The organism is Pseudomonas sp. R3.Fl (assembly GCF_023516765.1).
Taxonomy (GTDB): domain Bacteria; phylum Pseudomonadota; class Gammaproteobacteria; order Pseudomonadales; family Pseudomonadaceae; genus Pseudomonas; species Pseudomonas citronellolis.
Genome location: NZ_JAMGSO010000001.1, coordinates 1,547,460 through 1,573,308, shown reverse-complemented (window position 1 = coordinate 1,573,308; position 25,849 = coordinate 1,547,460). Strand labels below are relative to the sequence as shown.

22 protein-coding genes are annotated in these 25,849 nt (G+C 67.4%); 13 read left to right on the top strand and 9 right to left on the bottom strand.

The window, feature by feature from the left end:
• Positions 1–12: 12 nt before the first annotated feature.
• Entirely contained in the window at positions 13–606 is a 594-nt protein-coding gene (locus M8R19_RS06550) for a nitroreductase family protein (RefSeq protein ID WP_058072850.1), read from the bottom strand.
• 212 nt (positions 607–818) lie between these two features.
• On the opposite strand from M8R19_RS06550, the gene M8R19_RS06545 reads away from it, so the two are divergent.
• Positions 819–1,268 carry a YcgN family cysteine cluster protein gene (locus tag M8R19_RS06545; RefSeq protein WP_009623592.1) on the top strand — a complete coding sequence of 150 codons (450 nt, stop codon included), beginning with the start codon at positions 819–821 and terminating at the stop codon, positions 1,266–1,268.
• Positions 1,269–2,040: 772 nt separating this feature from the next.
• On the opposite strand, the gene M8R19_RS06540 is transcribed toward M8R19_RS06545, so the two are convergent.
• Positions 2,041–2,406, bottom strand: coding sequence for a CPCC family cysteine-rich protein (locus M8R19_RS06540; protein WP_249917368.1), 366 nt, complete (start codon positions 2,404–2,406; stop codon positions 2,041–2,043).
• On the bottom strand, positions 2,406–4,466 hold the full coding sequence (locus M8R19_RS06535) for a S9 family peptidase (protein ID WP_249917367.1): 2,061 nt from the start codon (positions 4,464–4,466) through the stop codon (positions 2,406–2,408). Before M8R19_RS06535 ends, M8R19_RS06540 begins: the two co-directional genes overlap by 1 nt.
• A 98-nt stretch (positions 4,467–4,564) precedes the next feature.
• On the opposite strand from M8R19_RS06535, the gene M8R19_RS06530 reads away from it, so the two are divergent.
• From M8R19_RS06530 to M8R19_RS06520, 3 genes are all read left to right on the top strand, one after another.
• Positions 4,565–5,041 carry an MFS transporter gene (locus M8R19_RS06530; RefSeq protein ID WP_074977223.1) on the top strand — a complete coding sequence of 159 codons (477 nt, stop codon included), beginning with the start codon at positions 4,565–4,567 and terminating at the stop codon, positions 5,039–5,041.
• 171 nt (positions 5,042–5,212) lie between these two features.
• On the top strand, positions 5,213–5,986 hold the full coding sequence (locus M8R19_RS06525; RefSeq protein WP_074977221.1) for a class II glutamine amidotransferase: 774 nt from the start codon (positions 5,213–5,215) through the stop codon (positions 5,984–5,986).
• Positions 5,987–5,999: 13 nt separating this feature from the next.
• The gene (locus tag M8R19_RS06520) at positions 6,000–6,524 is read left to right on the top strand and encodes a DUF2937 family protein (protein ID WP_074977219.1); all 525 of its coding nucleotides are present in this window, start codon (positions 6,000–6,002) and stop codon (positions 6,522–6,524) included.
• A gap of 129 nt (positions 6,525–6,653) precedes the next feature.
• On the opposite strand, the gene M8R19_RS06515 is transcribed toward M8R19_RS06520, so the two are convergent.
• A complete protein-coding gene (locus tag M8R19_RS06515) occupies positions 6,654–7,283 on the bottom strand; it encodes a cysteine hydrolase family protein (RefSeq protein WP_249917366.1) in 630 nt (209 codons plus the stop codon).
• A 121-nt stretch (positions 7,284–7,404) separates the two neighbouring features.
• On the opposite strand from M8R19_RS06515, the gene M8R19_RS06510 reads away from it, so the two are divergent.
• Positions 7,405–8,358 carry a GlxA family transcriptional regulator gene (locus M8R19_RS06510; protein WP_249917365.1) on the top strand — a complete coding sequence of 318 codons (954 nt, stop codon included), beginning with the start codon at positions 7,405–7,407 and terminating at the stop codon, positions 8,356–8,358.
• 644 nt (positions 8,359–9,002) lie between these two features.
• On the opposite strand, the gene aceK is transcribed toward M8R19_RS06510, so the two are convergent.
• The 3 genes from aceK to cysK all read right to left on the bottom strand — a co-directional run bounded on the left by aceK (position 9,003) and on the right by cysK (position 13,107).
• Positions 9,003–10,736 (bottom strand): bifunctional isocitrate dehydrogenase kinase/phosphatase, encoded by a 1,734-nt coding sequence (gene aceK, locus M8R19_RS06505; protein WP_436410240.1) that lies wholly within the window; start codon positions 10,734–10,736, stop codon positions 9,003–9,005.
• 125 nt (positions 10,737–10,861) lie between these two features.
• On the bottom strand, positions 10,862–11,959 hold the full coding sequence (locus M8R19_RS06500; protein WP_074977211.1) for a polyamine ABC transporter substrate-binding protein: 1,098 nt from the start codon (positions 11,957–11,959) through the stop codon (positions 10,862–10,864).
• Between the two features lie 173 nt (positions 11,960–12,132).
• On the bottom strand, positions 12,133–13,107 hold the full coding sequence (gene cysK, locus M8R19_RS06495; protein ID WP_116423541.1) for a cysteine synthase A: 975 nt from the start codon (positions 13,105–13,107) through the stop codon (positions 12,133–12,135).
• 285 nt (positions 13,108–13,392) lie between these two features.
• Between cysK and M8R19_RS06490 the strand changes: the two genes are divergently transcribed.
• The 3 genes from M8R19_RS06490 to M8R19_RS06480 all read left to right on the top strand — a co-directional run bounded on the left by M8R19_RS06490 (position 13,393) and on the right by M8R19_RS06480 (position 16,716).
• Positions 13,393–14,238, top strand: a complete 846-nt coding sequence (locus tag M8R19_RS06490; protein WP_009623574.1) for an AAA family ATPase — start codon at positions 13,393–13,395, stop codon at positions 14,236–14,238.
• Positions 14,239–14,352: 114 nt separating this feature from the next.
• Positions 14,353–15,534: a vWA domain-containing protein gene (locus M8R19_RS06485; RefSeq protein ID WP_116423542.1), complete on the top strand. Its 1,182-nt coding sequence runs from the start codon at positions 14,353–14,355 to the stop codon at positions 15,532–15,534.
• Between the two features lie 162 nt (positions 15,535–15,696).
• On the top strand, positions 15,697–16,716 hold the full coding sequence (locus M8R19_RS06480; protein WP_043312790.1) for an AraC family transcriptional regulator: 1,020 nt from the start codon (positions 15,697–15,699) through the stop codon (positions 16,714–16,716).
• 257 nt (positions 16,717–16,973) lie between these two features.
• Here the strand turns inward: M8R19_RS06480 and M8R19_RS06475 are convergent, their stop codons facing one another.
• Complete coding sequence (locus M8R19_RS06475; RefSeq protein WP_116423543.1) at positions 16,974–18,017, bottom strand: class I SAM-dependent methyltransferase; 1,044 nt, start codon at positions 18,015–18,017, stop codon at positions 16,974–16,976.
• 243 nt (positions 18,018–18,260) lie between these two features.
• Positions 18,261–18,962, bottom strand: a complete 702-nt coding sequence (csiR, locus tag M8R19_RS06470; RefSeq protein ID WP_249917363.1) for a DNA-binding transcriptional regulator CsiR — start codon at positions 18,960–18,962, stop codon at positions 18,261–18,263.
• A 193-nt stretch (positions 18,963–19,155) separates the two neighbouring features.
• Between csiR and glaH the strand changes: the two genes are divergently transcribed.
• The 5 genes from glaH (at position 19,156) to gabP (ending at position 25,844) form a co-directional block, all read left to right on the top strand.
• Positions 19,156–20,133, top strand: coding sequence for a glutarate dioxygenase GlaH (gene glaH / locus M8R19_RS06465; protein ID WP_074977199.1), 978 nt, complete (start codon positions 19,156–19,158; stop codon positions 20,131–20,133).
• A 121-nt stretch (positions 20,134–20,254) separates the two neighbouring features.
• Complete coding sequence (gene lhgD / locus M8R19_RS06460; protein WP_249917362.1) at positions 20,255–21,508, top strand: L-2-hydroxyglutarate dehydrogenase; 1,254 nt, start codon at positions 20,255–20,257, stop codon at positions 21,506–21,508.
• Positions 21,509–21,539: 31 nt separating this feature from the next.
• Positions 21,540–22,988, top strand: a complete 1,449-nt coding sequence (gabD, locus tag M8R19_RS06455) for an NADP-dependent succinate-semialdehyde dehydrogenase (protein WP_249917361.1) — start codon at positions 21,540–21,542, stop codon at positions 22,986–22,988.
• Between the two features lie 37 nt (positions 22,989–23,025).
• Positions 23,026–24,300: a 4-aminobutyrate--2-oxoglutarate transaminase gene (gene gabT / locus M8R19_RS06450; protein WP_249917360.1), complete on the top strand. Its 1,275-nt coding sequence runs from the start codon at positions 23,026–23,028 to the stop codon at positions 24,298–24,300.
• Between the two features lie 143 nt (positions 24,301–24,443).
• Entirely contained in the window at positions 24,444–25,844 is a 1,401-nt protein-coding gene (gene gabP, locus M8R19_RS06445) for a GABA permease (protein ID WP_249917359.1), read from the top strand.
• The last annotated feature ends 5 nt before the right edge of the window (positions 25,845–25,849 follow it).

The following is a 25,849-nucleotide window of genomic DNA, read 5'->3' as shown; positions in this document are numbered from 1 at the left end:
GCGCCCTGTCCCTCACAGGCTGAAATCGCCCTCGGCGGCCAGTTGCTCCAGCGGCCGGCGCGGGCTGGGGATTTCGCGCGCCTGCAGGCTTTCCGAGAGGATCGACTTGTCGCCGAGCTTGCCGATGGCGATGGCGGCGTGGATCTCGTGGTCGTCCGGCACCTTCAGCTCGACGCGGGTGGCCTCGCGGTCGAAGCCGGCCATGCCGTGGCTGTGCCAGCCGGCCAGGCTCGCCTGCAGGGCCAGGAAGCCCCAGGCCGCGCCGGTGTCGAAGGTGTGCCAGAGCGCCGGTTTCTCCTCGCTGGAGCCGGGCGGGGCGAAGGTGGTCTTGGACAGCACTATCACCAGCGCCGCGGCGTTCTGCGCCCAGCCGCGGTTGAACTCGCCCAGCAGGTCCAGGTAGCGCTGCCAGTTCGGCGTGTCGCGGCGCGCGTAGAGGAAGCGCCAGGGCTGCGAGTTGAACGAGGAGGGCGCCCAGCGCGCGGCTTCGAGGAAGCCCAGCAGGGTTTCCTCGGGGATGCTCTCGCCACTGAAGGCGCGGGGCGACCAGCGATTGATGAACTGCGGGTCGATGGGGTAGTCGGCAACGCGGGGATTGGCGCTCATGGCGGCTCCTGCTGGCAAAGGGGGATGGTGCCGTGGACGGCTGGGCATCGCGGATCGTGGGTGAAGCGGCGGCCCGCTCGGGCCTGATGGTGGGGGAAAGCTACCCAGCCGCGCGGCCCCTGGCAAGCGCTCCGGTGGTCACCTGCGCTTGGCCGGCGCGGCGCCTGGGCATAGACTTGGCGCCCCCGTGAAAAGCCCTACCTAGAAAAACGATGGCCGCCAAAGTCGAACCCTTCTGGAAACGCAAGACCCTCGAACAGCTCGATCAGCAGGAGTGGGAGTCGCTGTGCGACGGCTGCGGCCTGTGCTGCCTGCAGAAGCTCGAGGACGAGGACGACGGCACCGTCTACTACACGCGCATCGCCTGCAAGCTGCTGGACCTGAAGACCTGCCGCTGCACCGACTACGCCAACCGCCGCGCCAGCGTGCCCGACTGCATCCAGCTCACCCCGGCCCAGGCCGACGAGTTCCGCTGGCTGCCGCCGACCTGCGGTTACCGCCTGGTGGCCGAGGGCAAGGACCTGCCGTTGTGGCATCACCTGGTCTGTGGTGATCCCGATGCGGTGCATCATGAGCGGATTTCGCAGTCGGGGCGGATGCTCAGTGAGACTGTGGTGGCTGAGGATGATTGGGAAGAGCATCTGATCTTCCGGGCGGGGTGAGGTGCTGGGCGGGGATTGATTTTCGTAGGAGCGAGCTTGCTCGCGAATGGAGCTCCTCGGCGGTGTAGGTGCTGGGTTTAAGAGCGCCCTCTCCCCAGCCCTCTCCCTGAAGGGAGAGGGGGCCGTTCGGAGTGGAGTCGAAGAGTCAGGCACCATCCTTCAATCCCGTCATTCCCGCGAACGCGGGAACCCAGTGACTGCGGGGTTCGCGAGCAAGCTCGCTCCTACGAAAAGCAAAAGCAAAAGCAAAAGCGCGTTTGCTCTTGGACTTCCAGAGAAATAGCCGAGCGCACCGAAACGCCCCTTCAGAAGGCCGAACGAAACCCCCGCTCAGGAGGTCATGCGACATGGATGTCGCGAGAGCCCCGTGGGCTACAGGGACGTACCCTCGGGGCGGGCCTCCGTGGCGGGGGAGTTCGTGAGGGTAGCCCGGCTTCATCGGGCCCGTATGTTGGGGCAAGCCTTTTTGGTTCCTTTTGTGGCGTTTGACAAAAGGGACTCGCCCGAGGGGGCGAAACAAAAAATCTCCGCAGACTCGGTGCGGCGCGATACACCAAACCTCAAAGCCACTGGGTTCCCGCGTTCGCGGGAATGACGGGGGTGGAGGATGGCGCCGGACCAACAAACCACTCCGGACAGCCCCCTCTCCCTTCACAGGGAGAGGGCTGGGGAGAGGGCGCTCTTAAATGGGGAAACGATGCAGACAGCAACACACCGAGCCGGCTCTCCTCTCCCCACTACCCCCGACCCAGCGCCAGACAGGCTCTATCGCCTAACGCCCACTCGGCACCGGTCGCAACCAGTAGCAGGCTTCCTCCCCAGCCACCAGCGGGCCGCCGCTGTCCTCGTCCAGGCTCGGGTAGTCCGCTCGGCGTTGCCATAGGGCGAACCAGCGTTCGTCCTTCTCGTCCTCGATGGTCGGCGGCCGCACCTGCTCGCGGAAGCGCCTTTCGCAGGCGCCCCACTGCACGTAGTTCACCTGCGCCTCGATCAGGCTGACCGCGTTGGCGCCGCCGCGGGCGTCGGGGAAGCACAGTTGCAGCAGGTCGTCTTCCCAGAAGCAGATCGGGCAGGTTTCGTACGAGCCCGGCGCGTCGGCGAAGCTGAAGTGGCCGCAGCACGGGCAGGTGTAGAGCATCAGGCCGCCTCCAGCAGGCCCAGCACCTTGAGCACGAAGGCGTATTCCAGGGCCACGTCCTTGAGCCCCTGGTAGCGCCCGCTCATGCCGCCGTGGCCGGCGCCCAGGTCGGTCTTGAGCAGCAGCGGGTTGTCGTCGGTCTTGCTGGCGCGCAGCTTGGCCACCCACTTGGCCGCTTCCCAGTACTGCACGCGGCTGTCGTTGTAGCCGGCCACCACCAGCAGCGCCGGGTAGTCCTGGGCGCAGACGTTCTCGTAGGGCGCGTAGGCGCGGATGCGCTCGTACACCTTGTGCTCCTGCGGGTTGCCCCACTCGTCGTACTCGGTGACGGTCAGCGGCAGGTCCGGGTCGAGCATGGTGTTGAGCACGTCGACGAAGGGCACCTCGGCAATGCACGCGGCGAACTGCTGCGGGCGCTGGTTGAGCACCGCGCCCATCAGCAGGCCGCCGGCGCTGCCGCCGCTGATCACGGTCTGCTGCGGGGTGCTGTAGCCCTCGGCGCAGAGGTGCTCGGCGCAGGCGATGAAGTCGCTGAAGCTGTTCTGCTTGTTGGCCAGCTTGCCGGCGCGGTACCAGGCCTCGCCCAGCTCGCCGCCGCCGCGCACGTGGGCGATGGCGAAGACGAAGCCGCGCTCCAGCAGGCTCAGGCGGGCGTGGGAGAACCAGGGATCGAGGCTCGCCCCGTAGGCGCCGTAGCCGTACAGGTACAGCGGCGCCGGGCGGCCGGCGGCGATGCCCTGCAGCACCTCGCGGCGCGCCACCAGGCTGATCGGCACCTGCACGCCGTCGACGCTGGCGGCCCAGAGCCGGCGGCTTTCGTAGGCGTCGGCGTCGAAGGGGCCTTCCACCGGGGTTTCCTTGAGCACCTGCTGGGCGCCGTCGAGCAGGCCCAGCTGGCGGATCTGCGCCGGGCGGTTGAGCGCCTCGTAGCGCAGGCGGATGACCGGGCTGTGGAATTCCAGGCTGTCCTGCACGTACAGGTTGTAGGCCGCGTCCGGCAGCTCCACGCGGCGCGGCGCCTGGCCGGCGGCGTGGACCTCGACGATCGGCAGGCCGCCCTCGCGCAGGCTGAGGGTGAAGGCGTCCTGGTTGAGGGTGATGTCTTCGAGCATCACGCTGTCGCGGTGGGCGATCAGTTCGCGCCAGTGCTCGCGGTCGGGCGCCGCTTCGCTGGCGCTGTAGAGGGCGAAGTTGATGCCGCTCTGGTTGCTGCGGATGAACCAGGTCCACTCATTGTCCAGACGGCCGTGGTCGACGTGGTACTCGTGATCTTCCTGGCGCGGGGAGACGCAGCGGAACTCTCCGCGCGGCTGTTCGGCGTCCAGCACCCAGGCCTCGCTGGTGGTCTTGCTGCCCAGCAGCAGCACCAGCTGGCGCTCGGAGCTGGCGCGGTAGCAGTGCAGGAAGAAGCGCCCGTCGCGCTCCTTGAACACCTGCTCGGCGCCGGGTTCGCCCAGGGTGTGGCGGTACAGCTTGTGCGGGCGGTGGGTGTCGTCCAGCTCGCCGAAGAACAGGGTGCGGCTGTCGTTGGCCCAGGTCATGCTGCCGTCGCAGTCGTCGAAGGGCAGCTCTTCCACGGCGCCGCTGGCCAGGTCCTTGACGTACAGGCGGTAGATCTCGTCGCCGCTGGTGTCCAGGCTGTAGGCCAGGCGCGAGTGGTCGGGGCTGATGCTGAAGGCGCCGAGGGAGAGGAAGCCGCCGGCGGCGAGCTCGTTGGGGTCCAGCAGCAGTTGCTCGGCGCTTTCGTCCACGCTCAGCGAGTCGTCGGCCGGGCGCGGGCAGCGGTAGTGGCGCGGGTACTCGTCGCCGGCGGTGGTGCGCTGGTAGTACAGCCACGGGCCCCAGGGCGAGGGCAGCGACAGGTCGGTCTCGCGGATGCGGCCCTTGATCTCCTGGAACAGCTGTTCGCGCAGTTCGGCCTGGCCGGCCAGTTCGGTTTCGAGGTAGGCGTTCTCCGCCTTGAGGTAGTCGAGCACTTCGGCGCTGTCGCGGTGCTGCAGCCAGGCGTAGGGATCGGCGGCGGCTTCGCGGCGGGCGACGGGGGGCTGGCGGTCGGTCATGGCGGCTCCTTGGCGGGGCAGGGGTGACACCCGGCTGCGCACCCGTGGGGAAAAGCGGCTATCATAAGCCCCCTTCCGCCGCCATCGCACGCACGCGCATGAACGAACACGATTATCAACTCGCCTGGGGCGTCTACCTGTTCGCCGCTTTCGGACTCCTGGTCGTCTGGTTCCTGATGACCGGCTGGATGTGGCGCTGGCTGCGCGAACCGCTGCGGGTGATCGTGCTCGTGCTGTTGTTCACCCCGACGCCGGTCGACCCGGCCAACAACGAATACGCCCCGGCCATCGCCATCACCGCCCTGGACGTGCTGTTCAAGGTCGGCAACAACGCCTGGCGCGCCGTGTCCGACCTGGCCCTGGTGCTGCTGGCGGCCTTCGTCGTGTACCTGATCTTCGTCGCCGTGCGCTGGCCCATCGAGCGCGCTGCGCGCAACCGCCGCCAGCGCGCCGAGGCGGAGGACGAGCCGACCATGCGCCAGCTCATGCAGCCGCAGTTGATGCCCGACGTGGACGACAGCCGCGCCGACGAGCGCAACGGCAACCGCGGCATGCGCATCGAGCCGCGCCTCTGAGCGACCCCGGCGCCGCCCTTGCGCGGCGCCCATCCGGCGTTCAGCATGGCGGCATAGCCGTAGCGGAACGAGCCCGATGCAGCCCAAGACCTTCACGCCAGGCCGGCGCCTGATTTCCCTTTTCACTTTCCACCGCGTGCCGGGCGACCGCCTGCCACAGGAGCGCTGACCATGTGCGAACTGCTCGGCATGAGCGCCAACGTCCCCACCGACATCGTCTTCAGCTTCACCGGCCTGATGCAGCGCGGCGGCGGCACCGGCCCGCACCGCGACGGCTGGGGCATCGCCTTCTACGAGGGGCGCGGCGTGCGCCTGTTCCAGGACCCGAGCGCCAGCGTCGAGTCGGAGGTGGCGCGCCTGGTGCAGCGCTACCCGATCAAGAGCGAGACGGTGATCGGCCACATCCGCCAGGCCAACGTCGGCAAGGTCTGCCTGTCCAACACCCACCCCTTCGTGCGCGAGCTGGGCGGGCGCTACTGGACCTTCGCGCACAACGGCCAGCTGGCCGACTTCGCGCCGCCGCCGGGGCTGTACCGGCCGGTGGGCGACACCGACAGCGAGGCGGCCTTCTGCGACCTGCTCAACCGCGTGCGCCGGGCCTTCCCCGAGCCGGTGCCGGTGGAGGTGTTGCTGCCGACGCTGGTCTCCGCCTGCGCCGAGTACCGGCAGAAGGGCGTGTTCAACTGCCTGCTGAGCGACGGTGATTGGCTGTTCACCTTCTGTTCCAGCAAGCTGGCGTACATTACCCGCCGCGCGCCCTTCGGCCCGGCGCGGCTGAAGGACGCCGACCTGACCGTGGACTTCCAGTCCGAGACCACGCCCAACGACGTGGTCACGGTGATCGCCACCGAGCCGCTGACCGACAACGAGCACTGGTCGGTGCAGCAGAGCGGCGAGTGGATGCTCTGGTGGCGCGGCGAGATTCTCGACCAGGGCCGCGTCTGAGAGGGGGACTCCCATGTTGCGCAGTTACATCCGCCTGGTGCTTTTCGCCCTCGGCCTGCTGGTCGGGGTGCAGGTGCCGGGTTTCATCAAGGACTATTCGATCCGCGTCGATGCCCATCGCCAGGAATCTCTGCAGGCCCTGGAGGGCTATCGCAACACCGCCGGGCAGTACTTCCAGGGCGACCTCGACGCCCTGGTGGCGCACTACCGCGGCAGCCCGGACCCGGTGTTCCAGCGCGACGGCGACAACGTCGAGCGCCTGCTGCGCCGCGCCAAGCTGTTCGACAACGAATGGCAGGCCTTGCAGGGCCCCTGGTACGCCCGCGCCTGGCACCTGCTGAGCGCGCCGAACCGCGAGCTGCTGCAGGAGACCCTCGACGGCTACAGCTACCAGGTGGTGCTGGCGCCGGAGGCCATCGGCTGGGCCCTGGGCGGCGGTTTGCTGCTGGCCTGGATCGTCGAGCTGCTGATCGTTTCGGTCGGCGCGCTGGCGGGATTGGGGGACAACCGCAACGTTGCGCGGCGGCATTGGAGCTGAGGGCCGGTTGGACTCCGTGCGGGACGGGGAGGGCGGTCAGGCGGCATATAACCGCGAACGGTTATACGCCTTACGCCAGGGGTGAGCTTTGCGTAGGGCGGATAACGTTCGACGTTATCCGCCGTTTTCCTAACCGCGGGCGTTGATGGCCCGCTGGTTGGAGGCGTAGATGTTGTCGCGCTCCAGGGCCTTGCCGCTTTCCACCGCCGCCAGCCAGTCGGCGGTGCTGGCCACCGCGGCGAACGACGAATGCAGCACCACGCTGAACACCCGGTGGATTTCCTCGGCAGTGGCCGCGCCCGCGCTATTGGCGTAGGGCAGCGAGCCGCTGGCGTCGTCGAGGAATTCCACCTGCCAGCCTTCGTGGGCGGCCTGGCGGGCGGTGGAGTCGTCGCAGTTGTGCGTCATGTAGCCGACGAGTGTCAGGGTGTCGACGCCGCGCTCGCGCAGCCAGTCGCCCAGCCCGGTGCCGCTGAGGGCGCTGGCCTTGCTCTTGTCCAGCAGCAGGTCGCGGGGGCGCTCGGCCACCTGCGGGTGCAGTTCCACGCCGTGGCTGCCGGGGGCGAAGATGGGCGCGCCGGCCGGCGCTTGGTGGCGCACCACCACCACCGGGATGCCGGCGGCGTGGGCGGCGTCCATGGCGCGCAGGATGTTCGGCAGCGAGTCGCCGACCGGCGGGTATTCGATGCGCAGGTTGCCGCTGAAGTACTCGTTCTGCACGTCGATGACGATCAGGGCGCGTTTCGGGGCGTTGCTCATGCTGGGTGTCTCCGCTGGAGTGGGGATGGAGCCATTCTGCGCAGGGGCCGGCGGTCGGCGTGAGTGGCCCGCAAGACAGCTTTCGCTAGAATCGGGCCAAAGCCTTGTCCGGATGATGCCCATGGAAACCCATCGCGTGGCCGTGGTGGCCTTCGACCAGATCAGCCCCTTCCACCTCTCGGTGCCCTGCCTGGTGTTCGGCGAGGGTGACCCGGGCGGCTCGCGCACGCGCTTCGAACTGCAGGTCTGCGCCGCCGAGCCGGGACCGCTGAACACCACGGCCGGTTTCGCCATAGACACGCGCCACGGCCTGGAGGTGCTGGAAACCGCCGATACCCTGATAGTGCCGAGCTGGCGCGAGCCGGCGGAACGCCCGCCACAGGCCCTGCTCGACGCCCTGGTGGCTGCGCATGCGCGCGGCGCGCAGCTGGTGGGCCTGTGCCTGGGCGCCTTCGTGCTGGCCGAGGCTGGTCTGCTCGATGGCCGCCGGGCCACCACCCACTGGCTGTGGGCAGACTATTTCACCCAGCGTTATCCCCAGGTGCGGGTGGAGCCGGACGTGCTCTACGTCGACGATGGCCCGATCCTCACCTCCGCCGGCACCGTGGCCGGCATCGACTGCTGTCTGCACCTGCTGCGCCAGCGCTGCGGCGCCGGCCTGAGCAACCAGCAGGCCCGCCGCCTGGTGGTGGCGCCGCACCGCCAGGGCGGCCAGGCCCAGTTCATCGAACAGCCGCTGCCGGCCACGGCGCGGGACAACCGCCTCTCCGGCCTGCTCGACTGGGTACGCGAACGCCTCGACCAGCCCCACGACCTGGACAGCCTGGCCGAACGCGCGCTGATGAGCCGGCGCAGCTTCAGCCGGCACTTCCGCCAACTCACCGGCAGCACCCTGGGCGACTGGCTGCGCGGCGAACGCATGGCCCTGGCGCAGCGGCTGCTGGAGTCCACCGAACAGCCGATTCCGGAGGTGGCGGCGCTGGCGGGGTTTGGTTCGGTGGCTTCGTTGCGGCAGCATTTCAGTGCGGCGCTGGGGGTGTCGCCGAGTGCCTATCGGCAGGCGTTTCGGGGGTGAGCGGGGGCTCCGGCTTTTGTAGGAGCGAGCTTGCTCGCGAACAGTGGTTACCGGTGGCTGCGGTGTTGGGGGTAAGAGCGCCCTCTCCCCAGCCCTCTCCCTGAAGGGAGAGGGGGCTGTTCGGAGGGGGTGGGGAGTTTGGAGTTATCCTGAGACGCCCATCTCCCCCTCGTCATTCCCGCGAATGCGGGAACCCAGTGACGGGCGGTTCGCGAGCAAGCTCGCTCCTACGAAAAGCAAAAGCAAAAGCGCGTTTGCTCTTGGACTTCCAGAGAGACATCCGCGCGCACCGGAACGCCCCTTCAGAAGGCCGAGCGAAGCCCCCGCTCAGGAGGTCATGCGACATGGATGTCGCGAGAGCCCCGTGGGCTACAGGGACGTACCCTCGGGGCGGGCCTCCGTGGCGGGGGAGTTCGTGAGGGTAGCCCGGCTTTATCGGGCCCGTATGTTGGGGCAAGCCTTTTTGGTTCCTTTTGTGGCGTTTGACAAAAGGGACTCGCCCGAGGGGGCGAAACAAGAAACATCCGAGCACTCGGAGCGGCGCGCTACACCCAAACAAGAAGGCAGCTGGGTTCCCGCGTTCGCGGGAATGACGGGGGTGAGGATCGGAGCACGGAATAGAAGGTTCGCGAGCAAGCTCGCTCCTACTCCTCCAACACCTTCTCCGGCAACTCATTACGCCGATAAGGAAACACGTCTATCACCTTGCCCGCCCGTATCTGCGCCTGCAGCCCCTTCCAGTAATCCGCGTCATAGAGATCGCCATGCAGCTTGGCGAACAACCGGCGCAGCTTCAGATCGACGAACAGGAAGCGCGGAAACTCCTCGGGAAACACATCCATCGGCCCCACCGAGTACCAGGGCTCGGAAGACATCTCGTCCTCCTCGTAGCGCGGCGGCGGGATGTGGCGGAAGTTCACCTCGGTGAGGTAGCTGATCTCGTCGTAGTCATAGAACACCACGCGGCCGTGGCGGGTGACGCCGAAATTCTTCAGCAGCATGTCGCCGGGAAAGATGTTCGCCGCCGCCAGCTGCTTGATGGCCAGGCCGTAGTCGTACAGCGCCTCGTGCACCTGGGCCTCGGTGGCGTGCTCCAGGTAGAGGTTCAGCGGGGTCATGCGGCGCTCGGTCCAGCAATGGCGGATCAGCACCACGTCGCCCTCCATCACCACGGTGGAAGGCGCCACCTGCAGCAGTTCGGCCAGGCACTCGGGCTCGAACTTGGCCACCGGGAAGCGGAAGTCGGCGAACTGCTGGGTGTCGGCCAGGCGGCCGACGCGGTCGTGGTTCTTCACCAGTTGGTACTTCTGCACCACGGTGGCATGGTCCACGGTCTTGGCCGGGTTGAAGTTGTCCTTGATGATCTTGAACACGGTGTTGAAGCCGGGCAGGGTGAACACGCTCATCACCATGCCGCGCACCCCGGGGGCCATGACGAAGCGGTCGTCGGTGCTCGCCAGGTGGTTGATCAGGGCGCGGTAGAACTCGCTCTTGCCCTGCTTGTAGAAGCCGATGGAGGTGTACAGTTCGGCGATGTGCTTGCCCGGCAGCAGGCGCTTGAGGAAGGCCACCAGCTCCGCCGGCACCGGCACGTCGACCATGAAGTAGGAGCGGGTGAAGGAGAAGATGATCGACACCTCCGCCTCGTCGGTGATCACGGTGTCGAAGCGGATGCCGCGGCCCTCGCGGTGGATCAGCGGGAACACCAGCGGCCACTGCTCGTCGGGGGTGAACAGGCGGCCCACCAGGTAGGCGCCCTTGTTGCGGTAGAACACCGAGCCGATCAGCTCCAGGGCCAGCTCCGGGTCCTTGCACACCCAGTCCGGCAGGTTGCTGTGCAGCAGGGCGTCCAGGCGCGCCAGGTCGCCTTCGGCATCCTCGTAGGGCACCTGGAAGCGGTAGTCGGCGAATATCTGCTGCAGCGCCTGGCGCAGGTTGCCCCGGGGCCGGTAGACGCGGGTGTGCGGGTCGCGCGCATGGGGCCGCAGCGACGGCCGCGTGGTGTGCACGAACATGGTGCCGTCGCTGATGTTGTCGTGGCTGAACAGGCCACAGAAGATCGAGTTGAACCAGGTTTCCGCCAGCTCGTCGTCGTTGCGCGGGTCGATCAGGGCGATGTAGGCGCTCTTGATCAGTGGCCAGCGCTCCACGTCCAGCAACTCCGCGGGGCTGAACCTGCTGCCGACCCGCGCCACCGTCTCGGCGACCTTCTCCTCGTAGAGGTCGATGCGCTCGGCCGAGGTCCGCTGGATCTCCTGCCACTGCGCCTGCTCGAAGCGCGCCTGGGCGCCGTCGGTGATCTGCTTGAAGCGCTCGCGGTAGACGTCGAAGCCGTCGAGGATGGTCTGCGCGATCTGGGCATGGCTCATGGGGCGCATCTCGTTCATGGGATGTGCAGCGAGCTTAGCCAGACTCCGGGGGCGGCGAAAGCGACACGGCCGACCGGCCGGTCAGGAAGCGGGGGCGTCGCCGCCCCCGTTCGTTCAGTACGTCGTGCAGGGGATTACTTGCCGGTCTTGACGTTGGTCCAGATGCGCGTGCGCAGGCGGTCGATCTTCATCGGCATGGATTGCAGGGCGAACAGCTTGGCCATCTTGTCCTGCGGCGGGTAGATCGCCGGGTCGGCCTTGATCGCCGCGTCCACCAGCGGCTCGGAGGCCAGGTTGCCGTTGGCGTAGTGCACGTAGTTGCTGATGCCGGCCATCACCTCCGGGCGCAGCAGGTAGTTCATGAAGGCGTAGGCGGCCTTCTCGTCGGGCGCGTCGGCCGGCATGGCGATCATGTCGAACCACAGCGGCGAGCCTTCCTTGGGCGTGGAGTAGTGGATCTCGATGCCGTTCTTGGCTTCCTTGGCACGGGTGGCGGCCTGCAGGATGTCGCCGGAGAAGCCGACGGCCACGCAGATGTTGCCGTTGGCCAGGTCGCTGACGTACTTCGAGGAGTGGAAGTAGGCGATGTACGGGCGCACCTTGAGCAGCGCTTCCTCGGCCTTCTTGTAGTCCTCGGGGTTCTGGCTGTGGTGCGGCAGGCCCAGGTAGTTCAGGGCGATGGGCAGCAGCTCGGGACCGTTGTCCAGTACCGCCACGCCGCACTTGGCCAGCTTCTGCATGTACTCGGGCTTGAAGAACAGGTCCCAGGAATCGACCGGTGCGTCTGCGCCCAGCACTTCCTTGACCTTGGCCGGGTTGTAGCCGATGCCGGTGGTGCCCCACAGGTAGGGGAAGCCGTACTGGTTGCCCGGGTCGTTGACCTCCAGGGCCTTCATCAGCACCGGGTTGAGGTTCTTCCAGTTGGGCAGCTGGCTCTTGTCCAGCTTCTTCAGCGCGCCGGCCTGGATCTGCTTGGCCATGAAGTGGTTGGAGGGCGCCACGATGTCGTAGCCGGACTTGCCGGTCATCAGCTTGCCGTCCAGCGTCTCGTTGCTGTCGTAGACGTCGTAGGTGGTCTGGATGCCGGTTTCCTTGCTGAAGTTGGCGACGGTGTCGGGGGCGATGTAGTCGGACCAGTTGTAGATCTTCAGGGACTCGGCCTGGGCGCCGGCGGCGACGCCCAGGGTGAGGGAAAGCGCTAGGGCACTGGACAGCGGTGCGGTCGTTTTCATTGTTGTTTCCTGACGGCAAACGGTAGTGGCGCGGCCGGGGTGGGGCCGCGGCTGCTCAAGGAATAACCGGATTGCCGGAGGATTTGGAGGGGGCGCGGTTGCCCGCGGGTCCGCAGACAGTGGCAAAGGGCCGCCGCGCGGGGCGCCGCCCCGCAGTGGGGCGGCGCGGGGGCTTACTGCACCATTTCCTGTTCTTCGAACACGCCTTCGAAGAGCATGCTCGACAGGTAGCGCTCGGCCGAGTCGGGCAGGATGACGACTATGGTCTTGCCCTGCATCGCCGGCTCCTCGGCCAGGCGCACGGCGGCGACCATGGCGGCGCCGCTGGAGATGCCGCAGAGCACGCCTTCCTCCTGCATCAGGCGCAGGGCCATGCTGCGGGCCTCGTCGTCGCCGACCAGTTCGACGCGGTCGACCATGGCCAGGTCGAGGTTCTTCGGCACGAAGCCGGCGCCGATGCCCTGGATCTTGTGCGGCGAGGGCTTGACCTCTTCGCCGGCGAGAGTCTGGCTGATCACCGGCGAGCTGGTCGGCTCCACGGCCACCGAGAGGATCGGCTTGCCCTTGGTGTTCTTGATGAAGCGCGACACGCCGGTGAGGGTGCCGCCGGTGCCGACGCCGGCCACCAGCACGTCCACCGCGCCGTCGGTGTCGTTCCAGATTTCCGGGCCGGTGGTCTTCTCGTGGATCGCCGGGTTGGCCGGGTTGTCGAACTGCGCCGGCATGAAGTACTGGGCCGGGTCGCTGGCCACCAGCTCCTCGGCCTTGGCGATGGCGCCCTTCATGCCCTTGGCCGGCTCGGTGAGGACCAGCTCGGCGCCGAGGGCCTTGAGCACCTTGCGCCGCTCCAGGCTCATGGAGGAGGGCATGGTCAGCACCAGCTTGTAGCCGCGCGCGGCGGCGACGAAGGCCAGGCCGATGCCGGTGTTGCCCGAGGTCGGCTCGACGATGGTCATGCCCGGCTTCAGGCGGCCGCTGGATTCGGCATCCCAGATCATGTTGGCGCCGATGCGGCACTTCACCGAGTAGCCGGGGTTGCGGCCCTCGATCTTGGCCAGGATGGTGACGCCGCGCGGGGCCAGGCGGTTGATCTGGACCAGCGGCGTGTTGCCGATGGACTGCGCGTTGTCTGCGAAGATGCGGCTCATGATGGGTGTCCTTGTGGATCGATGCTGACCCACCAGCCTATTCCCCGGCGCCCTGGCCGTAAAGCTGCGAAACCGTCGGAAAGGTCGGCTCCAGGGCAGCGGCGTCGGTGAGAGGGTGGTGCGCGGTCGACGTCGTTCGACGAATGGACGAGTGGCTGCGCATTCAGTGACTGAATGCCATGCCTGCGTTCACAGTCGACGGAGCTGCGCGGTATAGTCGCAGTCTGTCTCCCAGTTCCTACAGCCCGGGCATAGGCCCGGCCGATACCGTTCGAGGATTCCCCGATGAAGTTCGAAGGCACCCAGTCCTACGTCGCCACCGACGACCTCAAGCTGGCGGTCAACGCCTCCATCACCCTGCAGCGCCCGCTGCTGGTGAAGGGCGAGCCGGGCACCGGCAAGACCATGCTCGCCGAGCAGCTGGCCGAAGCCTTCGGCGCCAAGCTGATCACCTGGCACATCAAGTCCACCACCAAGGCCCACCAGGGCCTCTACGAGTACGACGCGGTGAGCCGCCTGCGCGACTCGCAGCTGGGCGTGGACAAGGTCCACGACGTGCGCAACTACATCAAGAAGGGCAAGCTCTGGGAGGCCTTCGAGGCTGACGAGCGCGTCATCCTGCTGATCGACGAGATCGACAAGGCCGACATCGAGTTCCCCAACGACCTGCTGCAGGAACTCGACAAGATGGAGTTCTACGTCTACGAGACCAACGAGACCATCAAGGCCAGGCAGCGGCCGATCATCATCATCACCTCGAACAACGAGAAGGAGTTGCCGGACGCCTTCCTGCGCCGCTGCTTCTTCCACTACATCGCCTTCCCCGACCGCGAGACGCTGCAGAAGATCGTCGACGTGCACTACCCGGGCATCAAGGCCTCGCTGGTCAGCGAGGCGCTGGACATCTTCTTCGACGTGCGCAAGGTGCCGGGCCTGAAGAAGAAGCCCTCCACCAGCGAACTGGTCGACTGGCTGAAGCTGCTGATGGCCGACGACATCGGCGAGGCGGTGCTGCGCGAGCGTGACCCGACCAAGGCCATCCCGCCGCTGGCCGGCGCCCTGGTGAAGAACGAGCAGGACGTGCAGCTGCTCGAGCGCCTGGCGTTCATGAGCCGCCGCGCTTCACGCTGAATTTGACCGGCTCTTCGTAGGAGCGAGCTTGCTCGCGAACAGACTCCGCGACGGGGGCTCGTTCGCGAGCAAGCTCGCTCCTACAGGGCATGTGCTTCACGAGAGGACGCAGCCATGCTGCTCAACCTGTTCAACGAAATGCGCGCGGCCAAGGTGCCGGTGTCGGTGCGCGAGCTGCTGGACCTGATCAACGCGCTCCAGCACCGCGTGGTGTTCGCCGACATGGACGAGTTCTACTACCTCGCCCGCACCATCATGGTGAAGGACGAGCGCCATTTCGATAAGTTCGACCGGGCCTTCGGCGCCTACTTCAAGGGCCTGGAGAAGCTCGACGACCATCTCAAGGCGCTGATTCCCGAGGAATGGCTGCGCAAGGAGTTCGAGCGCCTGCTGACCGACGAGGAGCGCGCGCAGATCCAGTCCCTCGGCGGCCTGGACAAGCTCATCGAGGAGTTCAAGAAACGCCTTGAGGAGCAGAAGGAACGCCACGCCGGCGGCAACAAGTGGATCGGCACCGGCGGCACCAGCCCGTTCGGCTCCGGCGGTTTCAACCCCGAGGGCATCCGCGTGGGCGACGCCGGCAAGCGCCAGGGCAAGGCGGCCAAGGTGTGGGACCAGCGCGAGTACAAGAACCTCGACGACCAGGTCGAACTGGGCACGCGCAACATCAAGATCGCCCTGCGCCGCCTGCGCAAGTTCGCCCGCGAAGGCGCGGCGGAAGAGCTGGACATCGACGGCACCATCGACCACACGGCCAAGGACGCCGGGCTGCTCAACATCCAGATGCGCCCGGAGCGGCGCAACACCGTGAAGCTCCTGCTGCTGCTGGACATCGGCGGCTCGATGGACGCCCACGTGAAGGTCTGCGAGGAGCTGTTCTCGGCCTGCAAGACCGAGTTCAAGCACCTGGAATATTTCTACTTCCACAACTTCATCTACGAGTCGGTGTGGAAGAACAACCTGCGCCGCGGCAACGAGCGCACCGCCACCTTCGACCTGCTGCACAAGTACGGGCCGGACTACAAGGTGGTGTTCGTCGGCGACGCGGCCATGGCGCCCTACGAGATCACCCAGGCCGGCGGCAGCGTCGAGCACTGGAACGAGGAAGCCGGCTACGTGTGGATGCAGCGCTTCATGGAGAAGTACAAGAAGCTCATCTGGATCAACCCGTACCCGAAGGACACCTGGAACTACACCGCCTCCACCAACCTGGTGCGCGAACTGGTGAAGGACCAGATGTACCCGCTGACCCTGCGCGGGCTGGAAGAGGGGATGCGCTTCCTTTCGCGCGGTTGAGCCCGCTGTGCTGCACCAACCATCGCGCTCCCCTGTAGGAGCGCGCCCTGCGCGCGAATCGCGGGCAGGGCCCGCTCCTACAATTGCCGCCTTTGCCTTGCCAAATCCCATGCCCGCGACGGTAACATCGCGGGCACGGCGCAGCGCACCGATGGGCAAGACATGACCGGAACCAGCTTCTCCCGCAACACCTGGCTCAACTCCCTGCACATGACCACCCTGACGGTTTCCCTGCTGGAAGCCGAAGGCCATGAGCGCGACGGCATCCTCGAAGGCAGCGGCATCACCGCCGCCGACCTGGTGGACCTGCGCCGGCTGGTCAGCCCCTGGCAGGAGCAGCAGGTGTTCGCCAACGCCGAGCGCCTGGCCGCCGAACCCGCCCTGGGCCTGCGCCTGGGCCTGCGCACGCGGATTTCCGCCTACGGCCTGCTGGGCTATGCGCTGCTTTCGGCGCCGACCCTCGGCGAGGCGCTACGCATCGGCCTGAGCTACCCGGTGCTGCTGGGCACCTACTTCCACCTGTCTCTGCAGGTCGAAGGCGAGGTGGCCTGGCTGGTGGCCACCGGCTACAGCGAGGACGAGGCCCTGCGGCCGTTCAACACCGAACTGTGCCTGGGCTCGATGAAGGTCACCTGCGGCGACCTGCTGGGCCAGCCCCTGGAGTTGCTGTGCGCGGAGTTCGACTATGCCGGCCCGCCCGAGCGCGAGGCCGCCTACGCCGAAGGCTTCGCCTGCGGCTTGCGCTTCGGCGCTTCGCGCAGCGCCTTCGGCTTCCCCGCCGCCTGGCTGGAGCGCCGCCTGCCGCTGGCCGACCCGGTGACCCACCGCGAGATGCTCGAACAGTGCCGCCGGCAGAACGTCGACCTGGCCGCCCGCCGCGCCTGGTTGGACAAGGTCCGCGGCATCCTCGGCGAGCGCCTGCAGTCGCCGCCGGGCCTGGAGGAACTGGCGCGGCGCCTGAACTGCTCCTCGCGCAGCCTGCGCCGGCACCTGCAGCAACAGCAGACCAGCTACCAGCAACTGCTCGACGAACTGCGCTTCGCCCGCGCCAAGGAGCTGCTGCAGGGCGGCGACATGCCCATCTACCGCATCGCCGAGGAACTCGGCTTCAGCGAAACCGCCAGCCTGCGCCACGCCTTCCAGCGCTGGAGCGGCCAGCCGCCGAGCCATTTCCGCGCCTGAGTTGCGTAGGTGCATGCTGCTCCTTTGTAGGAGCGCGCCCTGCGCGCGAATCGCGGGCAGGGCCCGCTCCTACAGGAGGCACGGTGCCGGGAATGGCTTATCCGCGATAGCCGAACGTACCGGCGGGCACGGCTTCTCGTAGGAGCGAGCTTGCTCGCGAACGGAACCCCGCAGCGGAATCTGTTCGCGAGCAAGCTCGCTCCTACGAAGAGCAGCCCGGCGCGGCCTGCAAGACAGTTGCTCCTACGATCGACCACTCATGGCCGCGCCTCCAGGATCAGGTTGAACGGCGTCTCCGCCGCCCGGCGGAAGCGGGTGAACCCGGCTTCCTCGAACACCGCGCGCAGACGCGCCTCGCCCGCCTGGGCGCCGAGGCCCAGGCCCACTTCCTGGGACAGCGAGTTGGGCGTGCAGATGAAGGTCGAGGCGGCGTAGAACAGCTTGCCGATGGGCGTCAGGTTGTCTTCCAGGCGGTCGCCGGCGTAGGGCTCCACCAGCAGCACCGTGCCGTCCGGCGCCAGGTGGCGCAGGGCGTGGCGGGCGGCGCCCACCGGGTCGCCCATGTCGTGCAGGCAGTCGAAGTAGCAGATCAGGTCGTACTCGCCCAGGTAGTCCTTGGCGCTGGCCTGGGAGAAGTCCACGCGGTCTTCCACGCCGGCCTCGCGTGCGCGCTGGCTGGCGGTTTCCACCGAGGGCGCGTGGTAGTCGAAGCCGGCGAAGCGCGAGGCCGGGAAGGCCTGGGCCATGATCACCGTGGAAGCGCCGTGGCCGCAGCCGATGTCGGCCACCCGCGCGCCGTTCTGCAGCTTGGCCACCACGTCGTCCAGCGCCGGCAGCCACTCCTCTACAAGATGCGCGCGGTAGCCGGGGCGGAAGAAACGCTCGGTGCCGCGGAACAGGCAGGGGTGGTGGTCGCCCCAGGGCAGGGCGCCGTCGCCGCGCATGGCGGCCAGCAGCTTGTCCTTGTCCTGGTACAGCGAAGCCAGCACGCCGGCGCCGCCGGCCACGTACACCGGCGAGTCCTCGATGGCCAGGGCCATGGCCTGTTCCTCGGGCAGGCGGAAGTTGCCGCCTTCGTGCTCCAGGTAGCCGGCGGCGGCCTGGGCGCTGAGCCATTCGCGCAGTAGCCGCGGGTTGCAGCCGGTGCGCTCGGCCAGGGCCTGCGGGCTTACCGGCTGGTTGTCGGCCATGGCCCGGTACAGGCCCAGTTCGTCGCCGAGGATGACGTTCGCCAGCATGGCCGCGCCGCCCATGTCGGCGACCAGGCGGCCCATGAAGTCGTTGAGTTTGGCTTCGTCCATGGCAACTCCTCCGCTGTCGGGCGCCCGCGCGGCGGCGGGGGGCTCCGGGTGGATGGCGGGAGGTGCCGGTTCTCCGTACGCGAGGCGAACAGCGGGGCAGGGCAGGCGCCGGCCCGGGACGGGCGCGTGCCGGCAGCCGCGGTTCGCGCGTCATTGCCGGCCCGGGGCGGGCGGCCCCTCGGCGGGGCGTCGTTTCAGTCTAGCGCTGCGGCCGCGGCGGGTGGCGCCGGCCGACGCCCGGCGTCAGCGGGCGGAATCACCCAGGCCGCCGTTGCGCATGATCTGCGCGATGATCGGCACCGGCGTCATCAGGTGGTTGCGCATCATCTCGCTGGCCTTGGCGGCATCCCGGGCGAGGATCGCCTCCACCAGCGCGGTGTGCTCCTGGCGCTTGAGCTCCAGGGCCTGTTCGGAGAACACCGTGTGCGTCAGCCACAGGTGGCGGTAGCGCTCGGCCTGGTCGAACAGGTAGGTGCGCGCCTGCAGCAGGTGCTTGGAGCCGCAGCCCTGGGCGATGGCGGTGTGGAAGGCCTTGTGCCGCTCGTCCCAGACGTCCAGGCGTTGCTCGCGGGTCTTCACCTCCACCACCTTGGCCAGGGTGTGCGAATTCGCCAGCACCTGCGCCTCCCAGGCATCGTCGCCGCGCTGGATGGCCAGGCCGACGATCATCGCTTCCAGGTTGGCGCGGGCGTCGTAGATGTCCTGCATCTCTTCCAGCGACATGGGCGCCACGCGGTAGCCCTTCTGGCTGATGGCCACCACCAGGTGCTCCGCCACCAGTTGCGACAGGGCCTCGCGCAGCGGACCCACGCCCAGGTCGTAGCGCTCCTTCAGGGTGCTCATCAGCAGCTTTTCGCCGGGTTTGAAGACGCCGCGGATGATGTCCTTCTTGAGCCACTCGTAACCGCTGACGGCCGAGTTCTGACGGGGGGCGATCGCTTCCAAATCCAGCTCCTGTGGGGATTTGCGCTGGATCATACCCAAATGTCGTATGGACGAAAAACAATAGACAGGACGCATATTTGTCGTCGAAAAATAAAAATGTAGACATTTTTAGTTTGTGACGATATTTTTCTCCTGCCCGCCTGATCCAGGTCATTGCCGGACGGCGCCACCCCATCATTGCCAGGACACCGCCATGAACGCCTTCACCTCCATCCAGGACCTCGCCATGCCCCTGCCGCTGGAGACCCGCGGCTACTCGGTCGCGCCTTCGGCGCAGTCGCCGCGCCTGCTGGAACTGACCTTCGCCCGTGAAACCGTGCAGGCCTTCGTCAAGGCGGTGGCGCAGTGGCCGGTGCAGGCCCTGGAGTACAAGTCGTTCCTGCGTTTCCGCGTCGCCCAGATCCTCGACGAGCTGTGCGAAGGCACCCTGCGCCCGGTGCTGCTGAACACCATCCTCGACCGTGGCACCGGCGGCATGCTGGTCAAGCCCGAGGGCCTGGATGACGTGGCCCAGGCCGAGGACATGGTGAAGTTCTCCACCGCCATCGCGCACCTGATCGGCCGTTCCAACTACGACGCCATGAGCGGCCAGTTCTACGCCCGCTTCGTGGTGGTCAACAGCGACAACTCCGACAGCTACCTGCGCCAGCCGCACCGCGTGATGGAGCTGCACAACGACGGCACCTTCGTCAATCAGATCACCGACTACGTGCTGATGATGAAGATCGAAGAGAAGAACATGGAGGGCGGCAACTCGCTGCTGCTGCACCTGGACGACTGGAACGAGCTGGACGAGTTCTACCGCCACCCGCTGGCCCGCCGCGAAATGCGCTGGACCGCGCCGCCGAGCAAGAAGGTCAGCGAGGACGTGTTCCATTCGGTGTTCGACTGCGACGCCGAAGGTCGCCCGACCATGCGCTACATCGACCAGTTCGTGCAGCCCAAGGACTTCGAGGAAGGCATCTGGCTGAACGCCCTGTCCGACTCCCTGGAGACCAGCCCGGCCAAGCTCTCGGTGCCGGTGCCCCAGGGCTGCTTCCTGCTGATCAACAACCTGTTCTGGCTGCACGGCCGCGACCGCTTCACCCCGCACGAGGGCCTGCGCCGCGAGCTGATGCGCCAGCGTGGCTACATCGCCTACCAGAAACCGCTGTACCAGCGCGGCCAGTAATTCCGACAGCGTCACCCTTGCCACAGGAGCGGGCTCGCCCGCGAAGGTCCGCGCACGGTCTTCGCCGGCGGCCCGCTCCTGTGGGTCTTTTTCAGCTGAGCCAGTGCGCGAGGTAATGGCTGTGTACGATTTCATCATCATCGGCGGCGGCATCGTCGGCATGTCCACCGCGATGCAACTCACCCAGGTCTACCCGGACGCGAAGATCCTCCTGCTGGAGAAGGAATCCGGCCCGGCGCGCCACCAGACCGGGCACAACAGCGGCGTGATCCACGCTGGCGTCTACTACACCCCCGGCAGCCTCAAGGCGAAGTTCTGCCTGGCCGGCAACAAGGCCACCAAGGCCTTCTGCGACAAGCACGGCATCCGCTTTGATGAGTGCGGCAAGCTGCTGGTGGCCACCAACGAGCTGGAGATGGAGCGCATGCGGGCGCTCTGGGAGCGCACCGCGGCCAACGGCCTGGAGCGCCATTGGCTGAGCGCCGGCGAGCTGCGCGAGCGCGAGCCGAACATCGTCGGCATGGGCGGCATCTTCGTGCCCTCCAGCGGCATCGTCAGCTACGCCGAAGTCACCGCCGCCATGGGCCGCGAGTTCCAGGCCGCCGGTGGCGAGATCCGCTACAACGCCGAGGTGACGGCGCTGGACGAGCGCGCCGAGGAAGTGGTGGTGCGCACCACCGACAACGAGTTCCGCGGCCGCTACCTGGTCACCTGCTCGGGCCTGATGGCCGACCGCATCGTGCGCATGCTGGGCCTGGAGCCGCAGTTCATCATCTGCCCGTTCCGCGGCGAGTACTACCTGCTGCCCAAGCAGCACAACCAGATCGTCAACCACCTGATCTACCCGATCCCCGACCCGTCCATGCCGTTCCTCGGCGTGCACCTGACGCGGATGATCGACGGCACCGTCACCGTCGGCCCCAACGCGGTGCTGGCGATGAAGCGCGAGGGCTACCGCAAGACCGACGTCAGCCTTTCCGACCTGTTCGAGACACTGACTTCGCCGGGCATCCTCAAGGTGCTGGCGAAGAACCTGCGCCCGGGCCTGATCGAGATGAAGAACTCGCTGTTCAAGGGCGGCTACCTCAAGGAAGTGCAGAAGTACTGCCCGAGCATCGTCAAGAGCGACCTCACCGAGTACCCGGCCGGCGTGCGCGCCCAGGCCGTGTCGCGCGACGGCAAGCTGATCGACGACTTCCTCTTCGTGAATACCAGGCGCAGCGTCAACGTCTGCAACGCGCCGTCGCCGGCCGCCACCTCGGCCATCCCGATCGGCGCCTACATCGTCGAGAAGGTCCGCGAGCAGGTCGCAGCCCAAGGCGGCGACTTCGCCAAGGCCGCCACCCCGGACAACAACCTGCGGGCCGCCGGCTGAGCCGCCCGCCACCGATAACGAGGAAGAACGCGTGCAACTCAAAGACTCCAGCCTGTTCCGCCAGCAGGCCTACATCGACGGTGCCTGGGTGGATGCCGACAACGGCCAGACCCTCAAGGTCAACAACCCGGCCAGCAACGAGATCCTCGGCAGCGTGCCGAAGATGGGCGCCGCCGAGACGCGCCGCGCTATCGAGGCCGCCGACCGTGCCCTGCCGGCGTGGCGCGCGCTGACCGCCAAGGAGCGCGCCAACAAGCTGCGCCGCTGGTTCGAACTGATGATCGAGAACCAGGACGACCTGGCACGCCTGATGACCCTCGAACAGGGCAAGCCGCTGACCGAAGCCAGGGGCGAGATCGCCTACGCCGCTTCCTTCCTCGAGTGGTTCGGCGAAGAGGCCAAGCGCGTCTACGGCGACATGATTCCCGGCCATCAGCCGGACAAGCGCCTGATGGTGATCAAGCAGCCCATCGGCGTTACCGCGGCCATCACGCCGTGGAACTTCCCCTCGGCGATGATCACCCGCAAGGCCGGCCCGGCCCTGGCCGCCGGCTGCACCATGGTGCTCAAGCCCGCTTCGCAGACGCCGTATTCCGCCCTGGCTCTGGCCGAACTGGCCGAGCGCGCCGGCATCCCGAAAGGCGTGTTCAGCGTGGTCACCGGCAGCGCCGGCGAAGTCGGCGGGGAGCTGACCGGCAACCCCATCGTGCGCAAGCTGACCTTCACCGGTTCCACCGAAATCGGCCGCCAGCTGATGGCCGAGTGCGCCAAGGACATCAAGAAAGTCTCCCTGGAGCTGGGCGGCAACGCGCCCTTCATCGTCTTCGACGACGCCGACCTGGATGCCGCCGTGGACGGCGCGCTGGTCTCCAAGTACCGCAACAACGGCCAGACCTGCGTCTGCGCCAACCGCCTGTACATCCAGGACGGCGTGTACGACGCCTTCGTCGAGAAGCTGAAGGTCGCCGTGGCCAAGCTGAACATCGGCAACGGCCTGGAGCAGGGCATCACCACCGGCCCGCTGATCGACGCCAAGGCCGTGGCCAAGGTCGAGGAACACATCGCCGACGCCGTGGGCAAGGGCGCCAAGGTCGTCGCCGGCGGCAAGCCCCACGCCCTGGGCGGCACCTTCTTCGAGCCGACCATCCTGGTCGACGTGCCGAACGACGCCGCCGTGGCCAAGGAAGAGACCTTCGGCCCGCTGGCGCCGCTGTTCCGCTTCAAGGACGAGGCCGAGGTGATCGCCATGTCCAACGACACCGAGTTCGGCCTGGCCGCCTACTTCTACGCCCGCGACCTGGGCCGCGTGTTCCGCGTCGGCGAGGCGCTGGAGTACGGCATCGTCGGCATCAACACCGGGATCATCTCCAACGAAGTCGCCCCCTTCGGCGGCATCAAGGCCTCGGGCCTGGGCCGCGAAGGCTCCAAATACGGCATCGAGGACTACCTGGAAATCAAATACCTGTGCATCGGCGTGTAACGCGCGTCCGCCTACCCATTCCTGACCTGGAGACAGCATGAACAGCAACCAGAGCCTGCAACAACGGCGCATGGCCGCCATCCCGCGCGGCGTCGGCCAGATCCACCAGATCTACGCCGAGCGCGCCGAGAACGCCACCATCTGGGACGTGGAAGGCCGCGAGTACCTGGACTTCGCCGGCGGCATCGCCGTGCTCAACACCGGCCACCTGCACCCGAAGGTGATGGCCGCCGTGCAGGCTCAGATGGCCAAGCTGACCCACACCTGCTTCCACGTGTTCGGCTACGAGGGCTACGTGGCCCTGGCCGAGAAGATCAACGGCATGATCCCCGGCGACTTCGAGAAGAAGACCCTGCTGGTGACCACCGGCGCCGAAGCCGTGGAGAACGCCATCAAGATCGCCCGCGCCGCCACCGGCCGCAGCGGCGTGATCGCCTTCACCGGCGCCTACCACGGCCGCACCCACTACACCCTGGCCCTGACCGGCAAGGTGGTGCCGTACTCCGCCGGCCTGGGCCTGATGCCCGGCGGTGTGTTCCGCGCGCAGTACCCGAACGCGCTGCACGGCGTGTCGGTGGACGACGCCATCGCCAGCATCGAGCGCATCTTCAAGAACGATGCGCAGCCGCGCGACATCGCCGCGATCATCCTCGAGCCGGTGCAGGGCGAGGGCGGCTTCAACCCGGCGCCGAAGGACTTCATGCAGCGCCTGCGCGCCCTGTGCGACGAACACGGCATCGTGCTGATCGCCGACGAAGTGCAGACCGGCGCCGGCCGCACCGGCACCTTCTTCGCCATGGAGCAGATGGGCGTCGCCGCCGACCTGACCACCTTCGCCAAATCCATCGCCGGCGGCTTCCCGCTGGCCGGCGTTGCCGGCAAGGCTGAGCTGATGGACGCGGTGGCCCCGGGTGGCCTGGGCGGCACCTACGCCGGCAACCCGATCTCCTGCGCCGCCGCCCTGGCGGTGATCGAGGCCTTCGAGGAAGAGAACCTGCTGCAGCGCGCCCAGGCTGTGGGTGAAATCCTCGGCGCCGGCCTGCGCAAGATCGGCGAGCGCCACGCCAGCGTCGGCGACGTGCGCATCCTCGGCGCCATGGTCGCGGTGGAACTGTTCGAAGCCGACGGCCAGACCCCGGCCGCCGAGCTGACCGCGAAGATCGTCGCCAAGGCCCGCGACAAGGGCCTGGTGCTGCTGTCCTGCGGCACCTACTACAACGTCCTGCGCATCCTCGTGCCGCTGACCGTCAGCGACGCCGACCTGCAGCGTGGCCTGGGCATCATCGGCGAGTGCTTCGACGAGCTGGCCTGAGGTTCCTCCGCGTGCCCCGCGGCCCCTTTCCCTGAAGGGGTCGCGCCGAAGAGAACAAAGACGGACCCCGTACCCGCCCGTGCCCACGCACGGGTGGGCCGGGCCATTTCCGCCGCAGGGACGCAGCTTTACAAGGTGAGACCATGCAACAGCTCAACAAGAACAACCTGAGCCATGGGTTGAAATCGCGGCATGTGACGATGCTGTCCATCGCCGGCGTGATCGGCGCCGGCCTGTTCGTCGGCTCCGGCCGCGCCATCGCCGAGGCGGGCCCGGCGGCCATCCTCGCGTACATGCTGGCCGGCGCCCTGGTGGTGATCGTCATGCGCATGCTGGCCGAGATGGCCGTGGCGTCGCCCGACACCGGCTCCTTCTCCACCTACGCCGACCGCGCCATCGGCAAGTGGGCCGGCTACACCATCGGCTGGCTGTACTGGTGGTTCTGGGTCCTGGTGATCCCCATCGAGGCGAACATCGCCGCCACCATCATCAACAGCTGGGTGCCGCAGCTGGACATCTGGGTGCTGTCCCTGGCCATCACCCTGCTGCTCACCGTCACCAACCTGTTCAGCGTGAAGAACTACGGCGAGTTCGAGTTCTGGCTGGCGCTGGTCAAGGTGATCGCCATCGTCGGCTTCATCGTCCTCGGCGCCTGCGCCATCCTCGGCCTGCTGCCCGATACCGGCGTCAGCGGCGTATCGCGCCTGTGGGACAACGGCGGCTTCATGCCCAACGGCTTCGGCGCGGTGCTCAGCGCCATGCTGATCACCATGTTCTCGTTCCTCGGCGCGGAAGTGGTGACTATCGCCGCCGCCGAGTCGGACGCTGCCGAAAAGCAGATTTCCAAGGCCACCAATTCGGTGATCTGGCGGATCACCCTGTTCTACATCCTGTCGATCTTCATCGTCGTCGCCCTGGTGCCCTGGACCGATTCGCGCCTGGCTGCCGACGGCTCCTACGTGACCGTGCTGGAAGTGCTGGGCGTGCCCCACGCCAAGGCGCTGATCGACGTGGTGGTGCTGACCTCGGTGACCAGCTGCCTGAACTCCTCGCTGTACACCGCCTCGCGCATGCTCTACTCGCTGAGCAGCCGCGGCGACGCCCCGGCCGCCGCGCGCATCACCAGCCGCGCCGGCACCCCGGTGGTGGCGGTGCTGCTGTCGACCGCCGCGGCCTTCGCCACGGTGATCGCCAACTACCTGGTGCCCGCCCAGGTGTTCGGCTTCCTCATGGCCAGTTCCGGCGCCATCGCGCTGCTGGTGTACCTGGTGATCGCCATCTCCCAGCTGCGCATGCGCAAGCGCATGAACGCCGAGGGCCAGGTGCCGCAGTACCGCATGTGGCTGTTCCCCTGGCTGACCTGGGGCGTGATCCTGTTCATCGTCGGCGTCCTGGTGCTGATGCTGCTGCGCCCGGACCACCGCGTGGAAGTGACCGCCACCGCGTTGCTGAGCATCCTCATCGTCTGCTCCGGCCTGCTGGTCACCCGCCGCCGCGCGCGTGGCGAACAGGGCGCCACACGCCTGAGCGTGGCCGAGCGCTGATGGGC